Here is a 19440-nt window from a genome sequence, read left to right on the forward strand (position 1 = left end):
ATTATAAAGACGAGAGTTGCGGGCATCTGCCCGAAATTGGGTGGTACCGCGGATAAACACATTCGTCCCTGTCATGTAGATGGCAGGGTCGATTTTTTGTAGAAAGCGAGGTAGAAGGATGACAAGAGCAGAGTTACCAGAACGTTTAGAAACCGAACGGCTAGTCTTACGAGTCAGTACCGTGGCTGATGTTGTGGATATCTTTGACTATGCCAGTAGGCCAGAAGTTTCCTATCCAGCAGGCTTTCCGCCCGTCAAGACCTTGGAAGATGAGATTTATTACCTAGAACATATCCTTCCAGAGCGTAATCAAAAGGAAAATCTACCAGCAGGATACGGGATTGTCGTTAAAGGAACCGATAAGGTCATAGGCTCTGTTGATTTCCCTCGTCGTCACGAGGATGATGTGCTGGAGATTGGCTATACCTTACATCCAGACTATTGGGGTTTAGGTTATATTCCAGAGTCGGCACGTGCCTTGATTGACTTAGCTTTTAAAGAACTGGGTCTTCATAAGATTGAACTGACTTGCTTTGGGTATAACCTTCAAAGTCAACGAGTTGCTGAGAAACTTGGCTTCACTCTAGAAGCTCGCATCCGAGACCGCAAAGATGCCCAAGGCAACCGCTGTGAGAGTCTGATATATGGCTTGCTGAGGAGTGAGTGGGAGGTGATTTGATGCATCTTTTCATCATTGGGGCTCCAGCTTCTGGGAAAATGACGATTGGGCAAGAACTATCTCGAAAGACAAATGCTACCCTCTTTTATAACCATCAAGCCATCGATTTTGCACTAGAAATCTATCAGGACTATACAGAGGAAATGTGGGAATTTGTTCGTGGAATTACCTTTTCTTTCCTTGGAGCAAGTGCTAGGAATCAGCGATCTGTGATTTTAACAGACGTAATTGATTTTTCAAATCAGTACCAGCGGCTGTATTTGAAGCAAATTCAGGATTTGTTGGATGATTATCATCAAGAGATTCTGTTTGTTGAGTTGGAAACGACACTTGAAGAGCGCTTAAGTCGAAATCGAACGGAGAATCGATTAAAGCATAAACCCTTAAAACGACATATTGAGGTATCTGAAAGAGAAATTTTGGAGACTGCTGAAACACTTCAATTAAATTCTCAACATCAACCGAATGAGTTGTACCACTACCTTAAAATAAATAATACGAATCTGTCTGGAGCCGAAGTTGCCAAGCAGATTCAAGATAAAATGAATACAATAGAGAAAGGACACACACATGTCTAAAGAACTTTCACCTAAATACAATCCAGCCGAGGTTGAGGCTGGTCGTTACCAAAAATGGCTTGATGCTGATGTTTTCAAGCCTTCAGGCGATCAAAAGGCTAAGCCTTATTCAATCGTCATTCCACCACCAAACGTAACTGGGAAACTCCACCTTGGTCACGCTTGGGATACGACTTTGCAGGATATTATCATCCGTCAAAAACGCATGCAAGGTTTTGATACCCTTTGGCTTCCAGGTATGGACCACGCGGGGATTGCGACTCAGGCTAAGGTTGAGGAGCGCTTGCGTGGTGAGGGCATTACGCGTTATGACCTTGGTCGTGAAAAATTCCTAGATAAAGTCTGGGAATGGAAAGACGAATATGCCACTACCATCAAGGAGCAGTGGGGCAAGATGGGGCTCTCTGTAGACTACTCTCGCGAGCGTTTCACCCTTGACGAAGGCTTGTCAAAAGCTGTTCGCAAGGTTTTTGTCGAACTTTACAAGAAAGGCTGGATCTACCGTGGTGAATTTATCATCAACTGGGACCCAGCAGCTCGCACAGCACTGTCTGATATCGAGGTTATCCATAAGGACGTCGAAGGTGCCTTCTACCACATGAACTACATGCTGGAAGACGGTTCACGCGCTCTTGAAGTTGCGACAACTCGTCCTGAGACTATGTTTGGAGACGTAGCCGTTGCGGTCAATCCAGAAGACCCACGCTACAAGGACTTGATCGGTAAAAACGTCATCCTTCCAATCGCTAATAAATTGATTCCAATCGTTGGAGATGAGCACGCAGATCCTGAGTTTGGTACTGGTGTTGTTAAAATCACACCTGCTCATGATCCAAACGACTTCTTGGTTGGTCAACGTCACAACTTGCCACAAGTCAACGTCATGAACGACGACGGAACTATGAACGATTTGGCCTTCGAATTTGCAGGAATGGATCGTTTTGAAGCTCGTAAGGCAGTCGTTGCTAAGCTGGAAGAAATCGGTGCCCTTGTTAAAATCGAAAAACGTGTCCACAGTGTTGGTCACTCAGAGCGTACAGGTGTCGTGGTTGAACCACGCTTATCTACTCAATGGTTCGTCAAGATGGACCAATTGGCTAAGAACGCTATTGCCAATCAAGACACAGACGACAAGGTAGAATTCTACCCACCTCGTTTCAACGATACATTCCTCCAATGGATGGAAAATGTCCACGACTGGGTAATCTCTCGTCAGCTCTGGTGGGGTCACCAAATCCCTGCTTGGTACAATGCTGAGGGTGAAATGTATGTCGGCGAAGAAGCTCCAGAAGGCGACGGATGGACTCAGGACGAAGACGTCTTGGACACTTGGTTCAGTTCTGCCCTTTGGCCATTCTCAACTATGGGCTGGCCTGATGTGGACTCAGAAGACTTCAAACGTTACTTTCCAACTTCAACCTTGGTAACAGGTTACGACATCATCTTCTTCTGGGTGTCTCGTATGATCTTCCAATCCTTGGAATTCACTGGCCGTCAGCCATTCCAAAACGTTCTTATCCATGGTCTCATTCGTGACGAGCAAGGTCGCAAGATGTCGAAATCTCTCGGAAACGGGATTGACCCAATGGATGTTATCGAGAAATACGGTGCCGATGCCCTTCGTTGGTTCCTTTCAAATGGTTCTGCACCAGGCCAAGACGTCCGCTTCTCTTACGAGAAAATGGATGCTTCATGGAACTTCATTAACAAAATCTGGAACATCTCTCGCTACATCCTCATGAACAATGAAGGCTTGACCCTTGAGCAAGCAACGGCCAATGTTGAAAAAGTGGTTAACAAGGAAGCTGGAAATGTGACAGACCGCTGGATTCTCCACAACCTCAATGAAACTATCGGCAAAGCGACTGCCAACTTTGACAAGTTTGAGTTTGGTGTAGCTGGGCACATCCTCTACAACTTCATCTGGGATGAGTTTGCGGACTGGTACGTTGAGTTGACCAAGGAAGTCCTTTATAGCGACAACGAAGAAGAGAAAGTCATCACACGTTCTGTTCTCCTTTATACTTTGGACAAGATCCTTCGTCTCCTTCACCCAATCATGCCATTCGTGACAGAGGAAATCTTTGGACAAATCTCAGAAGGTTCTATCGTTACAGCGGAATACCCAACTGTTAATCCAGCCTTTGAAGACCTCGCTGCTCATACTAGTGTCGAAAGCCTCAAAGACTTGATACGTGCCGTTCGTAATGCGCGTGCGGAAGTAAACGTAGCACCAAGCAAGCCTATCACCATCCTTGTGAAGACAAGCGATAGCGACTTGGAAGCCTTCTTTAACAGCAATGTCAACTACATCAAACGCTTCACAAATCCAGAACACTTGGAAATCGCATCAACCATCCCTGCACCTGAACTCGCAATGTCAAGCGTCATCACTGGAGCAGAAATCTACCTGCCACTGGCAGACCTCCTCAATGTCGAAGAAGAACTGGCTCGTCTCGATAAGGAACTGGCTAAATGGCAAAAAGAACTGGATATGGTCGGTAAGAAGCTCTCTAACGAACGCTTCGTAGCCAATGCCAAACCAGAAGTCGTCCAAAAAGAACGCGACAAACAAGCCGACTACCAAGCCAAATACGACGCGACCGTCGCACGTATTGATGAGATGAAGAAGTTGGTGAAATAAACATAGAAACACGGTGGTAAGCCGTGTTTTTTTGGGTATAATGAAATCAATATCTATTGATGGAGAAAGTGATGTCTAAACACCCTCATTATGAATTGTTAAATTTAATTGGCTATGGTCTTGCTAAGTTTGATAAGCTGTTTATAAAAGAGTTTCAATGCTCTAGTAAATCTGAGTTTTATCGTTATATAGTTTCTTTGGGCATCGCAGAAACAACTGGGGTAGTTAAAAATAGAAAGGATTTATTTGATCCCTATTTTGATAACAATCGAAAAGGTTGGTGGCAAAAAGCCGAAGTTTACCGTTTTCGTAAAGATTTAATTGATGTGATGTTTGGGAATGAAGATGTTCACTGTTATGCAGAAATCCTTAAAATGCTGCTTGCAAGTGAAGGGGAGAAAACAGGTATAACCATCGTTGAAAAACCAATAATTAGAACTAAATTCAAACGCCTACAAGAAACTGGAATGGAAACAGAAAATTATTTTATACTCAACTTTGATAAAGAAGAAAAATTTCAAGGTGGACTATTGACCGATGCCCGTCTTTATGGTGATGGATATGATTTCCAAGTAGATGTTCAAGAACATTCTTATTTTGCCGAAGTTAAAGGAATTCGAAAACCTAAGGGTCGCATTCGATTGACTTCCAGAGAATATGAAAAAGCCAAAGAGTTTAAATCAGATTTTATTTTATCCTTGGTTACCAACCTGGATGATATTCCAAAGTTAGTATTAATCGATAATCCATTGAATCATTTTGAATTTAAAAAGAGTATCATAAAGAATGAAGTTATAGAATACAGAAGTCTTGAAGATTTATATTAGTTCCCCTTAACTTTTCCAGTTGAAGGAAAGAGAAGTCTTGACAGGGCAACGACTCAATGAACTAGAAATCAACGGTATTCGATTGACCAAATTTAAAAATGGTGAAATCGGCATCGAATTTATCTGGATTGATATCGAAAATCCACTTAGCGATGCCATCGGCTGGGTAGCAAAGAAATAAAAAGTCCGCTGTTTTTTGTTTTGTGTTTTACAGTTTTTTCTTGACAAGTCTTTCTTTTTTATGGTATCTTTTTATGCAACAAATGTTGCGCAACAAATGTTGCGCGAAAGGAGTCTTATGCCACCAAAGGATAAATTTAGTAAAGAGACTATCATTGGGACAGCTTTACAATTGGTGAGAGAAGAGGGCATGGCTAGTTTGACGGCTCGAGCATTAGCAGAGCAACTGGGAGCCACACCGAGAGTGATTTTTGGGCAATTTGCCAATATGGCCGAGTTACAAGCAGAGGTTATTGTTGCTGCAGAGATGGTCGTAGTGGAGTATATACGAAAGGCTTTAGAAGATGAGAAGCCTTTTCGATCTGTCGGGGTTGCTTATATCCTGTTCGCCTCAAAAGAGCCCCAACTTTTTCAATTGCTTTTCCAAAATCCTAGCAAAGATCCGATTCGTCGCTTTCAAGATTTTCTTCCCATGAAGGATCATAGTTACCAATTGGTTCTGGAATCGATTGTAGCAGACTATCCATTGACGTTAGAGGAGACTAGTCGCCTGTACCAGCATTTATTTATCTACTCACACGGCATGGCCTCTATGGTTGCTTCTGGTATTTATCAATTCAGCATGGAAGAAGTGATTGGATTACTGACAGAGGTTTGTCAATCTCTCATCAAAGAAATGGTAGGAAAGAAATGATTCAACTAGAAAATGTGCACAAAAGTTACGGCCAAACCAAGGTTTTAAAAGGGATTGATTTGCAGATTCAAGACCAGGATGATGTGGTTATCCTCGGTCCTTCTGGATCAGGCAAGTCAACTCTCTTAAACGTTCTGTCAGGTTTAGAAAAGGTAGACGAGGGACATATCCTCATTCAAGGACAGGATTTGGCTCAACTCACAGATACTCAATTGACAGCCTTTAGACGTGAGAAGATTGCCTTTATTTTTCAGCAGTATTATTTATTGCCTAATCTAACAGTCAGACAGAATGTAAAGATGGGGGCAGACCTGGCAAACAATCATGATTTTTTGCAGATTATCGAGGATTTGGGACTTGGCGATAAGCTGGACAAGTATCCGAGTGAATTGTCTGGTGGCGAACAGCAGAGGGTATCTATTGCTCGTGCCTTAGCCAAAAAGCCAGAGATTCTTTTCTTAGATGAGCCGACGGGGGCTCTGGATGAAGAAACAGGGCGCAAGATTCTCGACTATATCTGGAAGTTGAAGGAAAAGCTAGGCTTTACTCTAATCATGGTGACGCACAACCAAAATATTGCGGATATGGCCAGAAGCATCATTCGCGTCAATAGTGGCAAAATTACTGAAGTTGTGACCAATGATCAGCCACAGACTGCTTATGAGATTGGATGGTAAGCCATGTTTTCAGTAAAAGATATTCGAAAATTAGTTGTCGTCAGTATCATTGGAGCCTGTGCGGTTTTTGTGGCCAATCTCTTCTTGAATTTTTATCTTGATATCGAGCAGTTGGAGATTTCTAAAACCAATCCGATGATTACGGCCTATTATGATGCCCAGATTTCGCTTTCTTGGATGTTGGCCATGGTTAGTGGAGTCGTCTTGTCCTTGACGTCGATCCTTCTCATGTGCTTTTATATCAAACAATTTGTCGATGATCACAAGGAACAATTAGGGATTTTAAAGGCTTTAGGCTATAGCAATGGCCAGTTGGCTAAACGATTTTGGGCTTTTGGACTCAGTTTTGGAGTTGGAGCGCTTCTTGGCTATTTAGCTTCTTTTCTAATGATGGGACATTTTTATGACTTTCGCAATGAGAAGAGGATTTTGCCAGAAATTACCATTCATTTTCACTGGCAGCTCTTGATCGCTTTAGTGATACTGCCAACGACTTTCTTTATGGTTCTTGCGATTGGCTATGCTAGAAGACAACTACAAACGCCGACCCTTCACCTATTGAAAAAATCCCCAACACCGATTAAGGTCAAAAGGAAAAAAAGTGCTCCTAAGAAAGAAAAATCCTTCCTAAAAGAGCTGTCTTCGTCGCTGATTTGGGGGAGAAAATCGATCCTGTTTTTTGTAGTCTTTGGCTCTATGTGTTTTGCGGCCATGGTTCAATTGTCCTTTGGTCTAAGGGACTACACAGATGACATCATCCAAACCATGATGATCATGATTGGCTTGATCCTTTCTTTCTCTATTCTCTTTTTGTCATTGGGGATTGTCGTCTCAGAAAGTTGCGAAACCCTGGCTCTTATGAAGGCTTTTGGCTACACAGATCGTGAATGCCAAGGTCATATCTTATCTCCCTATCGTTTCTGGGCCTATCTAGGATTTGTTCTTGGGACGGCTTATCAGTACGCTATCATGGAAATCTTGATTGGTGTGATCAAAGATACGGTTCCTGAAAAGATTGAGCATCACTTTGATGGGAATGTTTGCTTCTGGAATTTGATCGGTTTTGCTGTGGTTTATGAAAGCCTCTTTTATCTATCCAACAGAAAACTCCAAAAGCAAACCATCAAAGAAGTACTCTTAGCTGAATAAATAGAGAAGGTTGGATTCTCCAGCCTTTTTCTTATGAAACTCATTAACAAGAGAAGGATTTTTCACTATTCTAGGGAAAATGAAATAAAGGAAAGAAAACGAAGTTACTGGCAGGACCTGAAATGATCTTTTTACTTGATTTGATGCAACAAATAATCCTTTATCTCTGTAGGAATTCTCTTGCAGTTTGTGGTTGGTATTGGAGTTGCAGCCTTGAGTTATAAATAAATCAATATACCTGTGGTCATGTTACACAGGTCTTTCAATTAGCTGAAATATTTCATCTTTATTTTTTCTTAACCTTTGACTATTCCGCAAAATTATCGTACAATAAAGAGTACATGATAAAATGAGGTCAGAGTCTGTTCGCTCTGGCAATAGTAGTAAAAATGAGGAGAAACGCTTTGGAATTAGAAGTATTTGCTGGGCAAGAAAAAAGTGAACTATCTATGATTGAGGTAGCGCGTGCTATCTTGGAACTTCGTGGTCGCGATCATGAGATGCATTTTAGCGATCTTGTAAACGAAATTCAAAACTACCTTGGAACATCAAACAGCGATATCCGCGAAGCTTTGCCTTTGTTCTACACAGAGTTGAACTTTGACGGTAGCTTCATCTCTCTTGGAGACAACAAATGGGGTCTTCGCTCATGGTATGGTGTAGATGAAATCGACGAGGAAATCATTGCTCTTGAAGAAAGTGACGACGATGAAGTAGCACCAAAAGCTAAGAAAAAACGTGTCAATGCCTTCATGGATGGCGATTCAGATGTCATTGACTACAATGCGGATGATCCAGAAGACGAAGATGCATACGAAGCCGATCCAGCTCTTTCATACGATGATGAAAATCCAGATGATGAGAAAAATGAAGTGGAAGCTTACGATGCAGAAATCAACGAAATCGCTCCAGATGACTTGGGTGAAGATGTAGAACTCAACGAAGAAGACGACGAGTTCTCAGATGATGACGCTGAAACGAGCGACGAAGTATAAGAAGCCTCACAGAGGAGATCAGTTTGATCTTCTCTTTTTATTTGTCGGGAGAGAGTTGATGATTTCCTTGAAATTAGGGGCTAGAAGGTGTAAAATAAAGGTGGGAAGGTGTGCATTTTTCAAAGGAGGTGCCTGCCTATGGAGTTTCGTTTAGATAAAAGTTTGTATGACTTGGGGATCAAGAATGTCGTGATTGGCATCGCTAAAAACGTCGATCCTCACGCTGATTTGCCTCTTGCTTTTCTGAAAAAGAAAGAGGAGAGGGAGAAGTGGGCGCTAGAGTGTGATGTAAAAGAAGTTCAAGAGTCTCCTGTTGTCCAAGGTTACAGGCAACTGCTTCAGCGAGTCGGGCGTAGCGTCAAGAAAAATCCACCGACGGTGGTCGCTCTCATTCGCAATATCCAGCATCGTGGTTCCCTCCCTCACATCAATAGTATCATCGATATCTACAATGTAGAGGCGTTTTCTTCTTTGCTGGCGATTGGTGGGCATGATTTGGATAAGATTGGAGGGCAGATAGAGTTTTCTGTTAGCCAAAAAGAGGACATTTTCCTACCTATCTTATCAACGGAGAAGCATGTTGCGCAGACGGACTGTGTCTATCGTGATGAAAAAGGAGTTCTAGCTTGGCTGGATGTCCGAGATAGTGAACATTACAAATTTGATGAGGATACAAAAAATGCTATTTTCATCATTCAAGGGAATGAAAACACTTCTGTCGAGATGCGTTTAGAAGCGTTAGAAGAAATTGAAAAGGATTTGGCTGCTTGCATGCCTGATTTGCAGTTTGAAAAGAAAGTCATTTCACTTGAAGAAAACCGCACGGTGGTTCAGGACATTTACTGAGTTTTATAGTACCCACTTTATGGTATGTAAACAAAGGAGGAAAGTGCCATGAAGAACAAATTGAAACAATGGAACTTGTTAGGTTTAGCACTTGCAGGTCTAGCTCTACTAGCTCTCCCCCAAACTGGTCAAGCCTTTGAACTAAAAGAGCTCTGGCCGATTAAAGGTGGTATTGTCTATGAAAATGGCAAGGTAGCTCGCTTTAATAATGGACATGAAGTAGATATTCAGGTTTTGGATTTGCCGAAAACTGAAAAAATCGAGTGGACGGTCAGTCTAAACGGTCAGGATCAAACGACGAATTTTCTAGGGCAGGAAAAGGAAAAGTCCATGATTGGTGAAGAGGGACGTTTCTTACATTTCTACGTGCCTTATGGTTATCGTGGAGATATCAAGGTGGAAGCCAAGAGTGGAGAGGAAGTCAAGACTTGGTCGACGAAGGTCATGGATGATATTTATCACGGTGGAAAGAGTAGTTATTATCGCCTCGAAGAAGGAAAAGACCAATATACTTATTTAGATACAAAATGGGATTATGAAACAAAGACTTATACAGCAACCCTGCCAGCGACTTCTAATGGTAAGAAAGTCGTAGCATGGAGAGGAAGTCAATATGATAGTGTGAAGCTTGAGAAACCCGGAGAAATAACTCGACCATACAGGGGAACTAGTTTGCTTCGTTTTTATCCAATTTTTGAAACTGAAGGCTGGTTCAAATCAGACTCGATCTGGTATTATCAAAAACAAGGGGAACTGATTTCTAACGATTGGGTATACTACCAAGGAAATTGGTATTTCATGGATGGTGCTGGCGGTATGGAACATGACGGTTGGATGTGCAGAGAAGATATTTGGTACTATTTCAAGGGATCCGGAGCTATGGCTAGTCAAGAGTGGATTTATGATCAAGGTAAGTGGTATTTTGTAAACTCTTCAGGCGCCATGTTAAGTCAAGAGTGGTTCCGTTACGGTGACGATTGGTATTACTTCAAAGGCTCAGGCTCTATGGCCAGCCAAGAATGGGTTTATGTCCAAGGTAAATGGTATTATTTGGTAGACTCAGGGAAGATGAAAAAGAGTACTTGGGTTTATGATAGGGATGCTTGGTATTACTTGAATGATTCAGGTGCACTGTTGAGAGATGACTGGTTCTACTATGGTGGATCTTGGTATTACCTCAAGGGTTCAGGTGCTATGGCCAACCAAGAATGGATTTATAACCAAGGGAACTGGTACTATCTTACTGAGTCAGGTGCCATGAAGTCTAATGCTTGGATCAAGGACAAGGACAAGTGGTACTATCTGGATTCCTCAGGTAAGATGCTTCGCAATACCTACACACCTGATGGTTATTATGTCAGCAACTCAGGCGCTTGGCAATAAGAATTAGATGTCCTCTTTCCTCATTGAGGAAAGGGGATTTTCCTTGCCTATATAAGGCTTCCCTATTTGTCCTAGAGCCCTTTTTGTGTTACAATGAATGGTATGAAAGCTAAGAAATTATGGATGACTGGTTTGACAGTGGCTGGTCTAAGTGCCCTTGCCTTAGGGGCTAAAAAAGCAGCAGATAACCACAAACTGATGAAGACGCAAGAAGAGTTGACCGCTATCGTGCGCGAACTTTTCTCAGATATGGGTGAGATTGCGACTCTCTATGTTCAAGTCTACGAAAGTAGTCTAGAGCGACTTGTCGGAGGAGTCATTTTCGAGGATGGTCGTCACTATACCTTTGTCTATGAAAATGAAGACCTAGTCTATGAGGAGGAAGCCTTATGATTATTCCCAGTAGTATAGAAGAGCTAGCAGATTTTGTCGAACAAGATGGCAAGAAGGTCTTCTTTTTTGTGGCAGACTGGTGTGGCGATTGTCGTTATATCTATCCAGCCTTGCCAGAGATTGAGGAGATAAATCCAGAGTTCACCTTTATTCGAGTGGACCGAGACCAGTATCTGGATCTGGCCAAACTCTGGGATGTGTATGGCATTCCTAGCCTTGTTGTGCTAGAAAAGGACAAGGAAATCGGTCGTTTTGTCAATCGCGACCGTAAAAGCAAGGAAGAAATTAACGACTTTTTAGCAGGACTGAAGTAGGAGAAAAGGAAAGAATGATTTTTACATATAACAAAGAACATGTCGGCGATGTCCTTATGATTATCGTGAAAAACAGCGGAGATGCCAAACTGGATGTGGAGCGCAAAGGCAAGGTGGCCCGGGTTTTCCTCAAAGAAAATGGGGAAACAGTAGCTTGGAATATTTTCGAAGTTTCAAGTTTGTTTGAAATTGCAGAGCGCGGTCAAATCTTTTTGACAGATGAGCAAGTAGAACGTTTGAACCAAGAATTGCAGGCGGAAGGATTTACAGAAGAAATTGTCAATGACAAGGAACCTAAGTTCGTCGTCGGTGAAATTGTCGAGATGGTAGCCCATCCTGATAGTGACCACCTCAACATCTGCCAAGTTGCAGTTTCAAGTGACAAGACAGTGCAAATCGTTGCAGGGGCTCCCAATGCGCGTGTTGGGTTGAAAACCATTGTCGCTCTTCCTGGAGCGATGATGCCAAAAGGCAACCTCATTTTCCCAGGCGAACTTCGTGGTGAAAAGAGTTTTGGCATGATGTGCAGCCCTCGTGAATTGCATTTGCCAAATGCTCCGCAAAAACGTGGGGTTATTGAATTATCAGAAGACCAAGTTGTCGGAACTCCATTTGCCCCAGCCAAACACTGGACTGCCTAGGAAATTGTCAGTGTTTGATAGACCAGATAGAAGGAAATAAGATGGCAAAAAATGTAGTGATTACAGGAGCGACCTCAGGAATCGGTGAAGCGATTGCACGTGCTTATCTGGAGCAGGGGGAGAATGTCGTTCTAACAGGGCGACGGACAGACAGACTAGAGGCCCTCAAGTCAGAATTTGCAGAAACTTTTCCAAATCAAACAGTTTGGACCTTTCCACTGGATGTCACGGATATGGCTATGGTAAAGACAGTCTGCTCCGATATTTTGGAAACGATAGGGCAGATTGATATATTGGTCAATAACGCTGGACTAGCTCTTGGCTTGGCTCCCTATCAAGACTATGAAGAATTGGATATGCTGACCATGTTGGATACCAATGTCAAAGGTTTGATGGCAGTCACTCGCTGTTTCTTGCCTTCTATGGTAGCAGCCAATCAAGGTCATATTATCAATATGGGATCGACCGCAGGAATTTATGCCTATGCGGGAGCCGCTGTTTACTCAGCCACCAAGGCTGCTGTCAAGACTTTTTCAGATGGTCTGCGAATTGATACCATCGCAACGGATATCAAGGTGACTACCATTCAGCCTGGAATTGTTGAAACAGATTTTTCTGCGGTACGTTTTCACGGTGACAAAGAACGAGCAGCCAGTGTCTATCAGGGGATTGAAGCCTTGCAGGCACAAGACATCGCAGACACTGTTGTCTATGTGACCAGTCAACCCCGTCGGGTGCAGATTACAGATATGACTATTATGGCCAATCAACAGGCGACAGGTTTCATGGTTCATAAAAAATAAAAAATTTTCTCGAAAAGTTACAAATTTTTGTAACTTTTTTTGATTGTCTGCGAATAGATAAGTAGGAGGATGAAAAATGTATAATAAAGTTATCTTGATCGGGCGTTTGACGTCTACACCAGAACTGCACAAAACCAACAATGACAAGTCAGTGGCGCGTGCAACTATCGCTGTGAACCGTCGTTACAAAGACCAAAATGGGGAACGTGAAGCTGACTTTGTCAATCTGGTTCTTTGGGGAAAATTAGCTGAAACCATGGCAAGTTACGCAACCAAAGGTAGTCTTATTTCTGTTGATGGGGAGTTGCGTACCCGTCGCTTTGAGAAAAATGGTCATATGAACTATGTGACTGAAGTTCTCGCCACAGGATTCCAACTCTTGGAAAGTCGTGCCCAACGTGCTATGCGTGAAAATAATGCAGGACAGGATTTGGCAGACCTGGTCTTGGAAGAGGAAGAATTGCCATTTTAAGTAGTGAAAAGTCTGAGTTGGTCTCAGGCTTTTTATCTTGAGAAATTCAGACTTTTTTCTTGACTATTTCTGACCAAGTGATACAATAGAACTATAAATTAGCACTCGGTTACAAAGAGTGCTAATAATATGTAGTTCATCATGGAGGAAAACAGATGTTGAAACCATTAGGAGACCGTGTGGTCTTGAAAATCGAAGAAAAAGAACAAACTGTTGGAGGCTTTGTCCTTGCAGGATCAGCTCAAGAAAAAACAAAAACAGCCCAAGTTGTAGCTACTGGACAAGGTGTTCGTACCTTGAATGGTGACTTGGTGGCTCCAAGCGTTAAGCCTGGAGACCGTGTCTTAGTTGAAGCCCACGCAGGTCTTGATGTCAAAGATGGCGATGAAAAGTACATTATCGTAGGCGAAGCTAACATTTTGGCTATCATTGAAGAATAGAAGGAGAAAGTAAGTATGTCAAAAGAAATTAAATTTTCATCTGATGCTCGTTCAGCTATGGTTCGTGGTGTCGATATCCTTGCAGACACTGTTAAAGTAACCTTGGGACCAAAAGGCCGTAATGTCGTGTTGGAAAAATCATTTGGCTCACCACTCATCACCAACGACGGGGTGACCATTGCCAAAGAAATCGAGTTGGAAGACCATTTTGAAAATATGGGTGCCAAGTTGGTATCAGAAGTAGCTTCAAAAACCAATGATATCGCAGGTGACGGAACGACAACTGCAACTGTATTGACTCAAGCTATCGTACGTGAAGGAATCAAGAACGTCACTGCAGGTGCCAATCCAATCGGTATCCGTCGTGGGATCGAAGCAGCGGTTGCCGCAGCTGTAGAAGCCTTGAAAAACAATGCCATCCCTGTTGCCAATAAAGAAGCCATCGCTCAGGTTGCTGCCGTATCTTCTCGTTCTGAGAAAGTCGGTGAGTACATTTCTGAAGCTATGGAAAAAGTTGGCAAAGATGGTGTCATCACTATTGAAGAGTCACGTGGTATGGAAACAGAGCTTGAAGTCGTGGAAGGAATGCAGTTTGACCGCGGTTACCTTTCACAGTACATGGTAACAGATAGCGAAAAGATGGTGGCTGACCTTGAAAATCCATACATCTTGATTACTGACAAGAAGATTTCCAATATCCAAGAAATCTTGCCACTCCTAGAAAGTATTCTTCAAAGCAATCGTCCGCTCTTGATTATTGCGGATGATGTAGATGGCGAAGCTCTTCCGACTCTTGTATTGAACAAGATTCGTGGTACTTTCAATGTAGTTGCTGTTAAGGCTCCTGGTTTCGGTGATCGTCGTAAGGCTATGTTAGAAGATATCGCTATCTTGACAGGTGGAACAGTCATCACAGAGGATCTTGGTCTTGAGTTGAAAGATGCTACTATTGAGGCGCTTGGTCAAGCTGCTAGAGTGACTGTGGACAAAGATAGCACTGTTATCGTAGAAGGTGCTGGAAATCCTGAAGCTATTTCTCACCGTGTTGCGGTTATCAAGTCTCAAATCGAAACTACAACATCTGAATTTGACCGCGAAAAATTGCAAGAACGCTTGGCAAAATTGTCAGGTGGTGTCGCAGTGATCAAGGTCGGTGCTGCAACTGAAACGGAGTTGAAAGAAATGAAACTCCGCATTGAAGATGCCCTCAACGCTACTCGTGCAGCTGTTGAAGAAGGAATCGTTGCTGGTGGCGGAACAGCTCTTGTAAATGTCATTCCAGCCGTAGCTGATTTGGAATTGACAGGAGATGAAGCGACAGGGCGCAATATTGTTCTCCGTGCCTTGGAAGAACCTGTTCGTCAAATCGCTCACAATGCGGGATTCGAAGGTTCTATTGTTATTGACCGCTTGAAGAATGCTGAAGTTAGTACAGGCTTCAACGCAGCAACTGGAGAATGGGTCAACATGATTGAAGAAGGAATCATTGACCCAGTGAAAGTGAGCCGTTCAGCCCTTCAAAATGCAGCATCTGTAGCCAGCTTGATCTTGACAACAGAAGCAGTCGTAGCCAACAAACCAGAACCAGTAACCCCAGCTCCAGCCATGGACCCAAGCATGATGGGTGGGATGATGTAAACTTTCGCTACGAAGCAATTCATAAGAAACACAAAAGGAGGGATGTGTATTCCCTCCTTTTAAGGTTTTCTATTCTAAATAGATTTGAGCTCTCCTAACTTATATGATAAAATAAGACTAGAAAAAGGAGAAGAACATGATCGATGTAGAAGAAATTCTGAGCAAGATGAATCCCAATCAGAAGATTAATTATGACCGTGTCATGCAGAAAATGGTTCAGGTTTGGGAGAAAAATGAGCAACGTCCAACTATTCTCATGCATGTTTGCTGTGCTCCTTGTAGTACCTACACTCTCGAGTATCTGACCAAGTACGCTGATGTGACCATCTATTTTGCCAATTCTAATATTCATCCAAAAGCTGAATACCACAAGCGGGCCTATGTTACCAAGAAATTTGTCAGTGATTTCAATGAGCGAACAGGCCATACGGTTCAGTACCTAGAAGCTCCCTACGAACCAAATGAATACCGGAAGTTAGTCAGAGGACTGGAAGAAGAACCCGAAGGTGGCGACCGTTGCAAGGTTTGTTTTGATTACCGTCTGGACAAAACAGCGCAAGTGGCTATGGATTTAGGCTTTGACTACTTTGGTTCAGCCTTGACCATCAGTCCCCATAAGAATTCTCAAACCATCAACAGCATCGGAATTGATGTGCAAAAGATTTATACCACCCACTATCTCCCAAGTGATTTCAAGAAAAATCAAGGCTACAAGCGTTCGGTGGAGATGTGCGAGGAGTATGATATTTATCGTCAATGTTATTGTGGATGCGTCTATGCGGCTCAAGCCCAGAATATTGACCTGGTTCAGGTTAAGAAGGATGCCACGGCTTTCTTGTTGGATAAGGATGTTGAAAAAGACTATTCCCACATCAAGTTTACTGTTACTAAATTAGATATATAGAAATCAACCCAGCTGTAAAGCTGGGTTTTTCAAATAAAAAAACCAGGGCTCTCACCCCGGCTTGACAACTTTACCGATTCTTTAGTTCTATGTAGCGTTTGTACCAAATGTTGACATAGGCTTCTGAGAAAGGACCGCGTCCATTGTTGATCCAATCAACAAGGATTTTAACATGCTCTTTCAAAATATAGTCTAAATCATCCGAATACTTCATTTTGCGTTTATGACGCTCATACTCTTCAACGTCTAAGAGACGCTTTTCACCATCAGTGAAGACCTTGACATCCAAATCATAATCAATGTATTTCAGGGCTTCCTCATCTAGATAGTAGGGGCTGGCCATATTGCAATAGTAGGAAATCCCATTATCACGAATCATAGCAATGATATTAAACCAATATTTTTTGTGAAAGTAAACAATAGCCGGTTCTCGAGTCACCCAACGACGACCGTCACTTTCGGTAACAAGTGTGTGGTCGTTGACGCCAATAATAGCGTTCTCTGTTGTTTTTAGTACCATGGTGTCCCGCCAAGTACGGTGAAGACTCCCATCATGCTTATAACTTTGAATTGTAATAAAGTCGCCTTCTTTTGGAAGTTTCATAACTAACCAACTTTCTACAATTTATAAGTTTATCGTTTACTATTATATCATAAATCGGTCTAATTTTTTTGAATTTTACACGAAAATATTAAAGATATTCTCTGAGAGCGCTGGCTATATCCGAAAAATCATAGCCTTTTCGAGCTAAAACTTGGGTTAAACGCTGTTTAAGTTCGTATCCTTCATACTTTTGAGCATGCTTAGCATATTGTTTGTCTAGCTCTTTAAAAATGAGTTCTTGAGTCGTTTCTTGGTCGACTTGGCTGTCCAAGTCATCAAAAGCACTTTTAGCATCAGCATAGGAGAAGCCCTTGTTTGTCAAGTTTTGGATAATCTTTTCTTGCAAAGCGCGCGCAGGAAGCTTTCCGGTGTATTTTTTAAGCAGTTTCTCCGCTACACGTTGAGCAACTTCTTTATAGTCAAAATCCTTTAGAACACCTTCAATAGTTGATTTAGCAACTCCTTTTTGAGTTAGTTTTTGAGTTAGTAAATAGGGTCCTTTATCTCCAGAAAGTTGATTGGCATTGATGATAGAGTAGGCATACTGACGATCATTAATCCAGTTAACTTCTTTAAGATTAGTGATAATTTGACTAGTGATTTTTTCATTAAGATCATACTTTCTCAGATACTCACGAACTTCCTTTTCGGTTCGAGCTTTAAACGATAGATGGTAGAGGGCGAGGCTCTTACCATAAGAAAACTGAGCAAAGTCCTGTATCTCGATGAATTCTTCCTTGCTAACCACCTTATCTTTAGACAACATAAAATGGACAATGGTATCCTCCGTGATATAAGAGGTTTGCTGTCCATCTAACTCCATCAAGTAGAGACGTTTTTTCTTTTCAAGTTTTGTGATTTTCATAGTTCTATTATACCCTAAAATGTGATAAGATAGGGGTATGAATCTGAAAGTCAAACAAAAAATACCTTTAAAAATCAAGCGGATGGGTATCAATGGTGAGGGAATCGGTTTCTACCAGAAAACCCTCGTTTTTGTGCCAGGAGCCCTCAAAGGAGAAGATATCTATTGTCAGATTACTTCTATTAAACGTAACTTTGTTGAAGCCAAATTACTAAAGGTCAATAAGAAGTCTAAATTTCGAGTCGTACCTGCTTGTACGATTTATAATGAATGTGGTGGTTGCCAAATTATGCACCTTCACTATGATAAACAGTTAGAGTTCAAAACGGACTTGCTCCACCAAGCCCTGAAAAAATTTGCTCCTGCAGGATATGAAAACTATGAAATTCGTCCAACTATCGGGATGCAGGAACCAAAGTACTACCGTGCTAAGCTACAATTCCAGACTCGGAAATTTAAAAATCAGGTCAAGGCAGGTTTGTATGCGCAAAACTCTCATTATCTCGTAGAGTTGAAAGACTGTTTGGTACAAGATAAGGAAACCCAAGTGATTGCGAATCGCCTAGCTGAGCTTCTCACTTATCATCAAATTCCCATCACCGATGAGAGAAAAACGCTAGGTGTTCGCACCATCATGGTACGCCGAGCGAGAAAAACGGGGCAAGTTCAGATAATCATTGTCACGAATCGCCAGCTTAATTTAAATAAACTAGTCAAAGACCTAGTCAAGGATTTTCCAGAAGTCGTCACTGTTGCAGTCAATACAAATACAGCAAAAACAAGTGAAATCTATGGTGAAAAGACAGAAATTATCTGGGGCCAAGAGAGTATTCAAGAAGGAGTGCTCGACTATGAGTTTTCTCTCTCGCCCCGTGCCTTCTATCAGCTCAATCCAGAACAGACAGAGATTCTCTATAGTGAAGCAGTTAAGGCTCTGGATGTTGGCAAAGAGGATCATCTGATTGATGCTTATTGCGGTGTTGGGACAATTGGATTCGCCTTCGCAAATAAGGTCAAGAGTCTCAGAGGGATGGATATTATTCCAGAAGCCATTGAAGATGCTAGGCGAAATGCTCAAAAAATGGGATTTGACAATACCCATTACGAAGCGGGGACAGCTGAAGAGATTATTCCGCGCTGGTATCAAGAGGGTTACCGAGCGGATGCCCTGATAGTCGATCCTCCTCGTACGGGCTTAGATGATAAGTTGTTGGATACCATTCTGGCTTATGTTCCAGAAAAAATGGTCTATGTATCCTGCAATGTTTCGACCTTAGCACGAGATTTGGTTAAACTAGTGAAAGTCTATGATCTCCAGTATATCCAGTCAGTCGATATGTTTCCCCACACCGCACGGACAGAAGCAGTGGTTAAGTTAGTGAAGAAAAGAAAAAATTAAATTCACTGAAAAAAGTCCTTGACAAAGTGTAAAAAGTAGGTATAATAGAAAGAGTTGAAAAGCTCAAGGTCCGTTGGTCAAGGGGTTAAGACACCGCCTTTTCACGGCGGTAACACGGGTTCGAATCCCGTACGGACTATGTGTGTATCGCAGGGACGAAAAAAGTAAAAAAAGTTTCAAAAAAGTGTTGACATAGGTCAACGGCTGTGATATACTAATATAGTTGTCGCTTGAGAGAGAAAGAGTGACAAAGACCTTTGAAAACTGAACAAGACGAACCAATGTGCAGGGCACTATAACTAAGGTTATAGTACT

General features: G+C 42.2%; 22 protein-coding genes and 1 tRNA gene. 21 read left to right on the plus strand and 2 right to left on the minus strand.

Going from position 1 to position 19440, the window contains the following annotated elements:
- Nucleotides 1-118 precede the first annotated feature (118 nt).
- From D8802_RS06815 to D8802_RS06910, 19 genes are all read left to right on the plus strand, one after another.
- Nucleotides 119-679, plus strand: coding sequence for a GNAT family N-acetyltransferase (locus D8802_RS06815; protein WP_125395270.1), 561 nt, complete (start codon nucleotides 119-121; stop codon nucleotides 677-679).
- The gene (locus tag D8802_RS06820; RefSeq protein WP_125395271.1) at nucleotides 679-1257 is read left to right on the plus strand and encodes an AAA family ATPase; all 579 of its coding nucleotides are present in this window, start codon (nucleotides 679-681) and stop codon (nucleotides 1255-1257) included. Before D8802_RS06815 ends, D8802_RS06820 begins: the two co-directional genes overlap by 1 nt.
- The gene (locus tag D8802_RS06825; protein ID WP_125395272.1) at nucleotides 1250-3901 is read left to right on the plus strand and encodes a valine--tRNA ligase; all 2652 of its coding nucleotides are present in this window, start codon (nucleotides 1250-1252) and stop codon (nucleotides 3899-3901) included. The genes D8802_RS06820 and D8802_RS06825 overlap by 8 nt, the downstream gene beginning before the upstream one ends.
- Before the next feature lie 71 nt (nucleotides 3902-3972).
- Nucleotides 3973-4728, plus strand: a complete 756-nt coding sequence (locus D8802_RS06830; RefSeq protein WP_185758214.1) for a protein NO VEIN domain-containing protein — start codon at nucleotides 3973-3975, stop codon at nucleotides 4726-4728.
- Nucleotides 4729-4747: 19 nt separating this feature from the next.
- Nucleotides 4748-4909: a hypothetical protein gene (locus D8802_RS06835; RefSeq protein ID WP_125395274.1), complete on the plus strand. Its 162-nt coding sequence runs from the start codon at nucleotides 4748-4750 to the stop codon at nucleotides 4907-4909.
- A gap of 117 nt (nucleotides 4910-5026) precedes the next feature.
- Complete coding sequence (locus tag D8802_RS06840) at nucleotides 5027-5602, plus strand: TetR/AcrR family transcriptional regulator (protein ID WP_125395275.1); 576 nt, start codon at nucleotides 5027-5029, stop codon at nucleotides 5600-5602.
- The gene (locus D8802_RS06845; RefSeq protein WP_125395276.1) at nucleotides 5599-6279 is read left to right on the plus strand and encodes an ABC transporter ATP-binding protein; all 681 of its coding nucleotides are present in this window, start codon (nucleotides 5599-5601) and stop codon (nucleotides 6277-6279) included. Before D8802_RS06840 ends, D8802_RS06845 begins: the two co-directional genes overlap by 4 nt.
- Nucleotides 6280-6282: 3 nt before the next feature.
- Nucleotides 6283-7428, plus strand: a complete 1146-nt coding sequence (locus D8802_RS06850) for an FtsX-like permease family protein (protein WP_125395277.1) — start codon at nucleotides 6283-6285, stop codon at nucleotides 7426-7428.
- Nucleotides 7429-7832: 404 nt separating this feature from the next.
- Complete coding sequence (rpoE, locus tag D8802_RS06860) at nucleotides 7833-8423, plus strand: DNA-directed RNA polymerase subunit delta (protein ID WP_185758215.1); 591 nt, start codon at nucleotides 7833-7835, stop codon at nucleotides 8421-8423.
- A gap of 138 nt (nucleotides 8424-8561) precedes the next feature.
- Nucleotides 8562-9269, plus strand: a complete 708-nt coding sequence (locus tag D8802_RS06865; protein WP_125395279.1) for a B3/B4 domain-containing protein — start codon at nucleotides 8562-8564, stop codon at nucleotides 9267-9269.
- A gap of 48 nt (nucleotides 9270-9317) precedes the next feature.
- The gene (locus D8802_RS06870; RefSeq protein WP_125395280.1) at nucleotides 9318-10652 is read left to right on the plus strand and encodes an N-acetylmuramoyl-L-alanine amidase family protein; all 1335 of its coding nucleotides are present in this window, start codon (nucleotides 9318-9320) and stop codon (nucleotides 10650-10652) included.
- Between the two features lie 93 nt (nucleotides 10653-10745).
- Nucleotides 10746-11045: a DUF4651 domain-containing protein gene (locus D8802_RS06875; RefSeq protein WP_002879788.1), complete on the plus strand. Its 300-nt coding sequence runs from the start codon at nucleotides 10746-10748 to the stop codon at nucleotides 11043-11045.
- A complete protein-coding gene (locus D8802_RS06880; RefSeq protein ID WP_125395281.1) occupies nucleotides 11042-11359 on the plus strand; it encodes a thioredoxin family protein in 318 nt (105 codons plus the stop codon). The genes D8802_RS06875 and D8802_RS06880 overlap by 4 nt, the downstream gene beginning before the upstream one ends.
- Before the next feature lie 14 nt (nucleotides 11360-11373).
- Complete coding sequence (gene ytpR, locus D8802_RS06885) at nucleotides 11374-12000, plus strand: YtpR family tRNA-binding protein (RefSeq protein WP_125395282.1); 627 nt, start codon at nucleotides 11374-11376, stop codon at nucleotides 11998-12000.
- Nucleotides 12001-12041: 41 nt separating this feature from the next.
- Nucleotides 12042-12803, plus strand: coding sequence for an SDR family NAD(P)-dependent oxidoreductase (locus D8802_RS06890; RefSeq protein ID WP_125395283.1), 762 nt, complete (start codon nucleotides 12042-12044; stop codon nucleotides 12801-12803).
- Nucleotides 12804-12879: 76 nt separating this feature from the next.
- Entirely contained in the window at nucleotides 12880-13275 is a 396-nt protein-coding gene (locus tag D8802_RS06895) for a single-stranded DNA-binding protein (RefSeq protein WP_084976052.1), read from the plus strand.
- A 155-nt stretch (nucleotides 13276-13430) separates the two neighbouring features.
- A complete protein-coding gene (gene groES, locus D8802_RS06900) occupies nucleotides 13431-13715 on the plus strand; it encodes a co-chaperone GroES (protein ID WP_000917328.1) in 285 nt (94 codons plus the stop codon).
- A 15-nt stretch (nucleotides 13716-13730) separates the two neighbouring features.
- Nucleotides 13731-15353, plus strand: coding sequence for a chaperonin GroEL (groL, locus tag D8802_RS06905; protein WP_125395284.1), 1623 nt, complete (start codon nucleotides 13731-13733; stop codon nucleotides 15351-15353).
- Between the two features lie 136 nt (nucleotides 15354-15489).
- Entirely contained in the window at nucleotides 15490-16257 is a 768-nt protein-coding gene (locus D8802_RS06910; RefSeq protein ID WP_125395285.1) for an epoxyqueuosine reductase QueH, read from the plus strand.
- A gap of 70 nt (nucleotides 16258-16327) precedes the next feature.
- On the opposite strand, the gene ntdP is transcribed toward D8802_RS06910, so the two are convergent.
- On the minus strand, nucleotides 16328-16861 hold the full coding sequence (ntdP, locus tag D8802_RS06915; protein ID WP_000775318.1) for a nucleoside tri-diphosphate phosphatase: 534 nt from the start codon (nucleotides 16859-16861) through the stop codon (nucleotides 16328-16330).
- A gap of 88 nt (nucleotides 16862-16949) precedes the next feature.
- Nucleotides 16950-17726, minus strand: a complete 777-nt coding sequence (gene recX, locus D8802_RS06920) for a recombination regulator RecX (RefSeq protein ID WP_125395286.1) — start codon at nucleotides 17724-17726, stop codon at nucleotides 16950-16952.
- 37 nt (nucleotides 17727-17763) lie between these two features.
- Between recX and rlmD the strand changes: the two genes are divergently transcribed.
- Entirely contained in the window at nucleotides 17764-19125 is a 1362-nt protein-coding gene (gene rlmD / locus D8802_RS06925) for a 23S rRNA (uracil(1939)-C(5))-methyltransferase RlmD (protein ID WP_125395287.1), read from the plus strand.
- Nucleotides 19126-19192: 67 nt separating this feature from the next.
- Nucleotides 19193-19264: transfer RNA gene (locus D8802_RS06930), tRNA-Glu, on the plus strand.
- Nucleotides 19265-19440: the final 176 nt, after the last annotated feature.

The sequence above is a fragment of the Streptococcus oralis genome, from assembly GCF_003943395.1.
GTDB classification, from domain to species: Bacteria; Bacillota; Bacilli; order Lactobacillales; family Streptococcaceae; genus Streptococcus; species Streptococcus oralis_BF.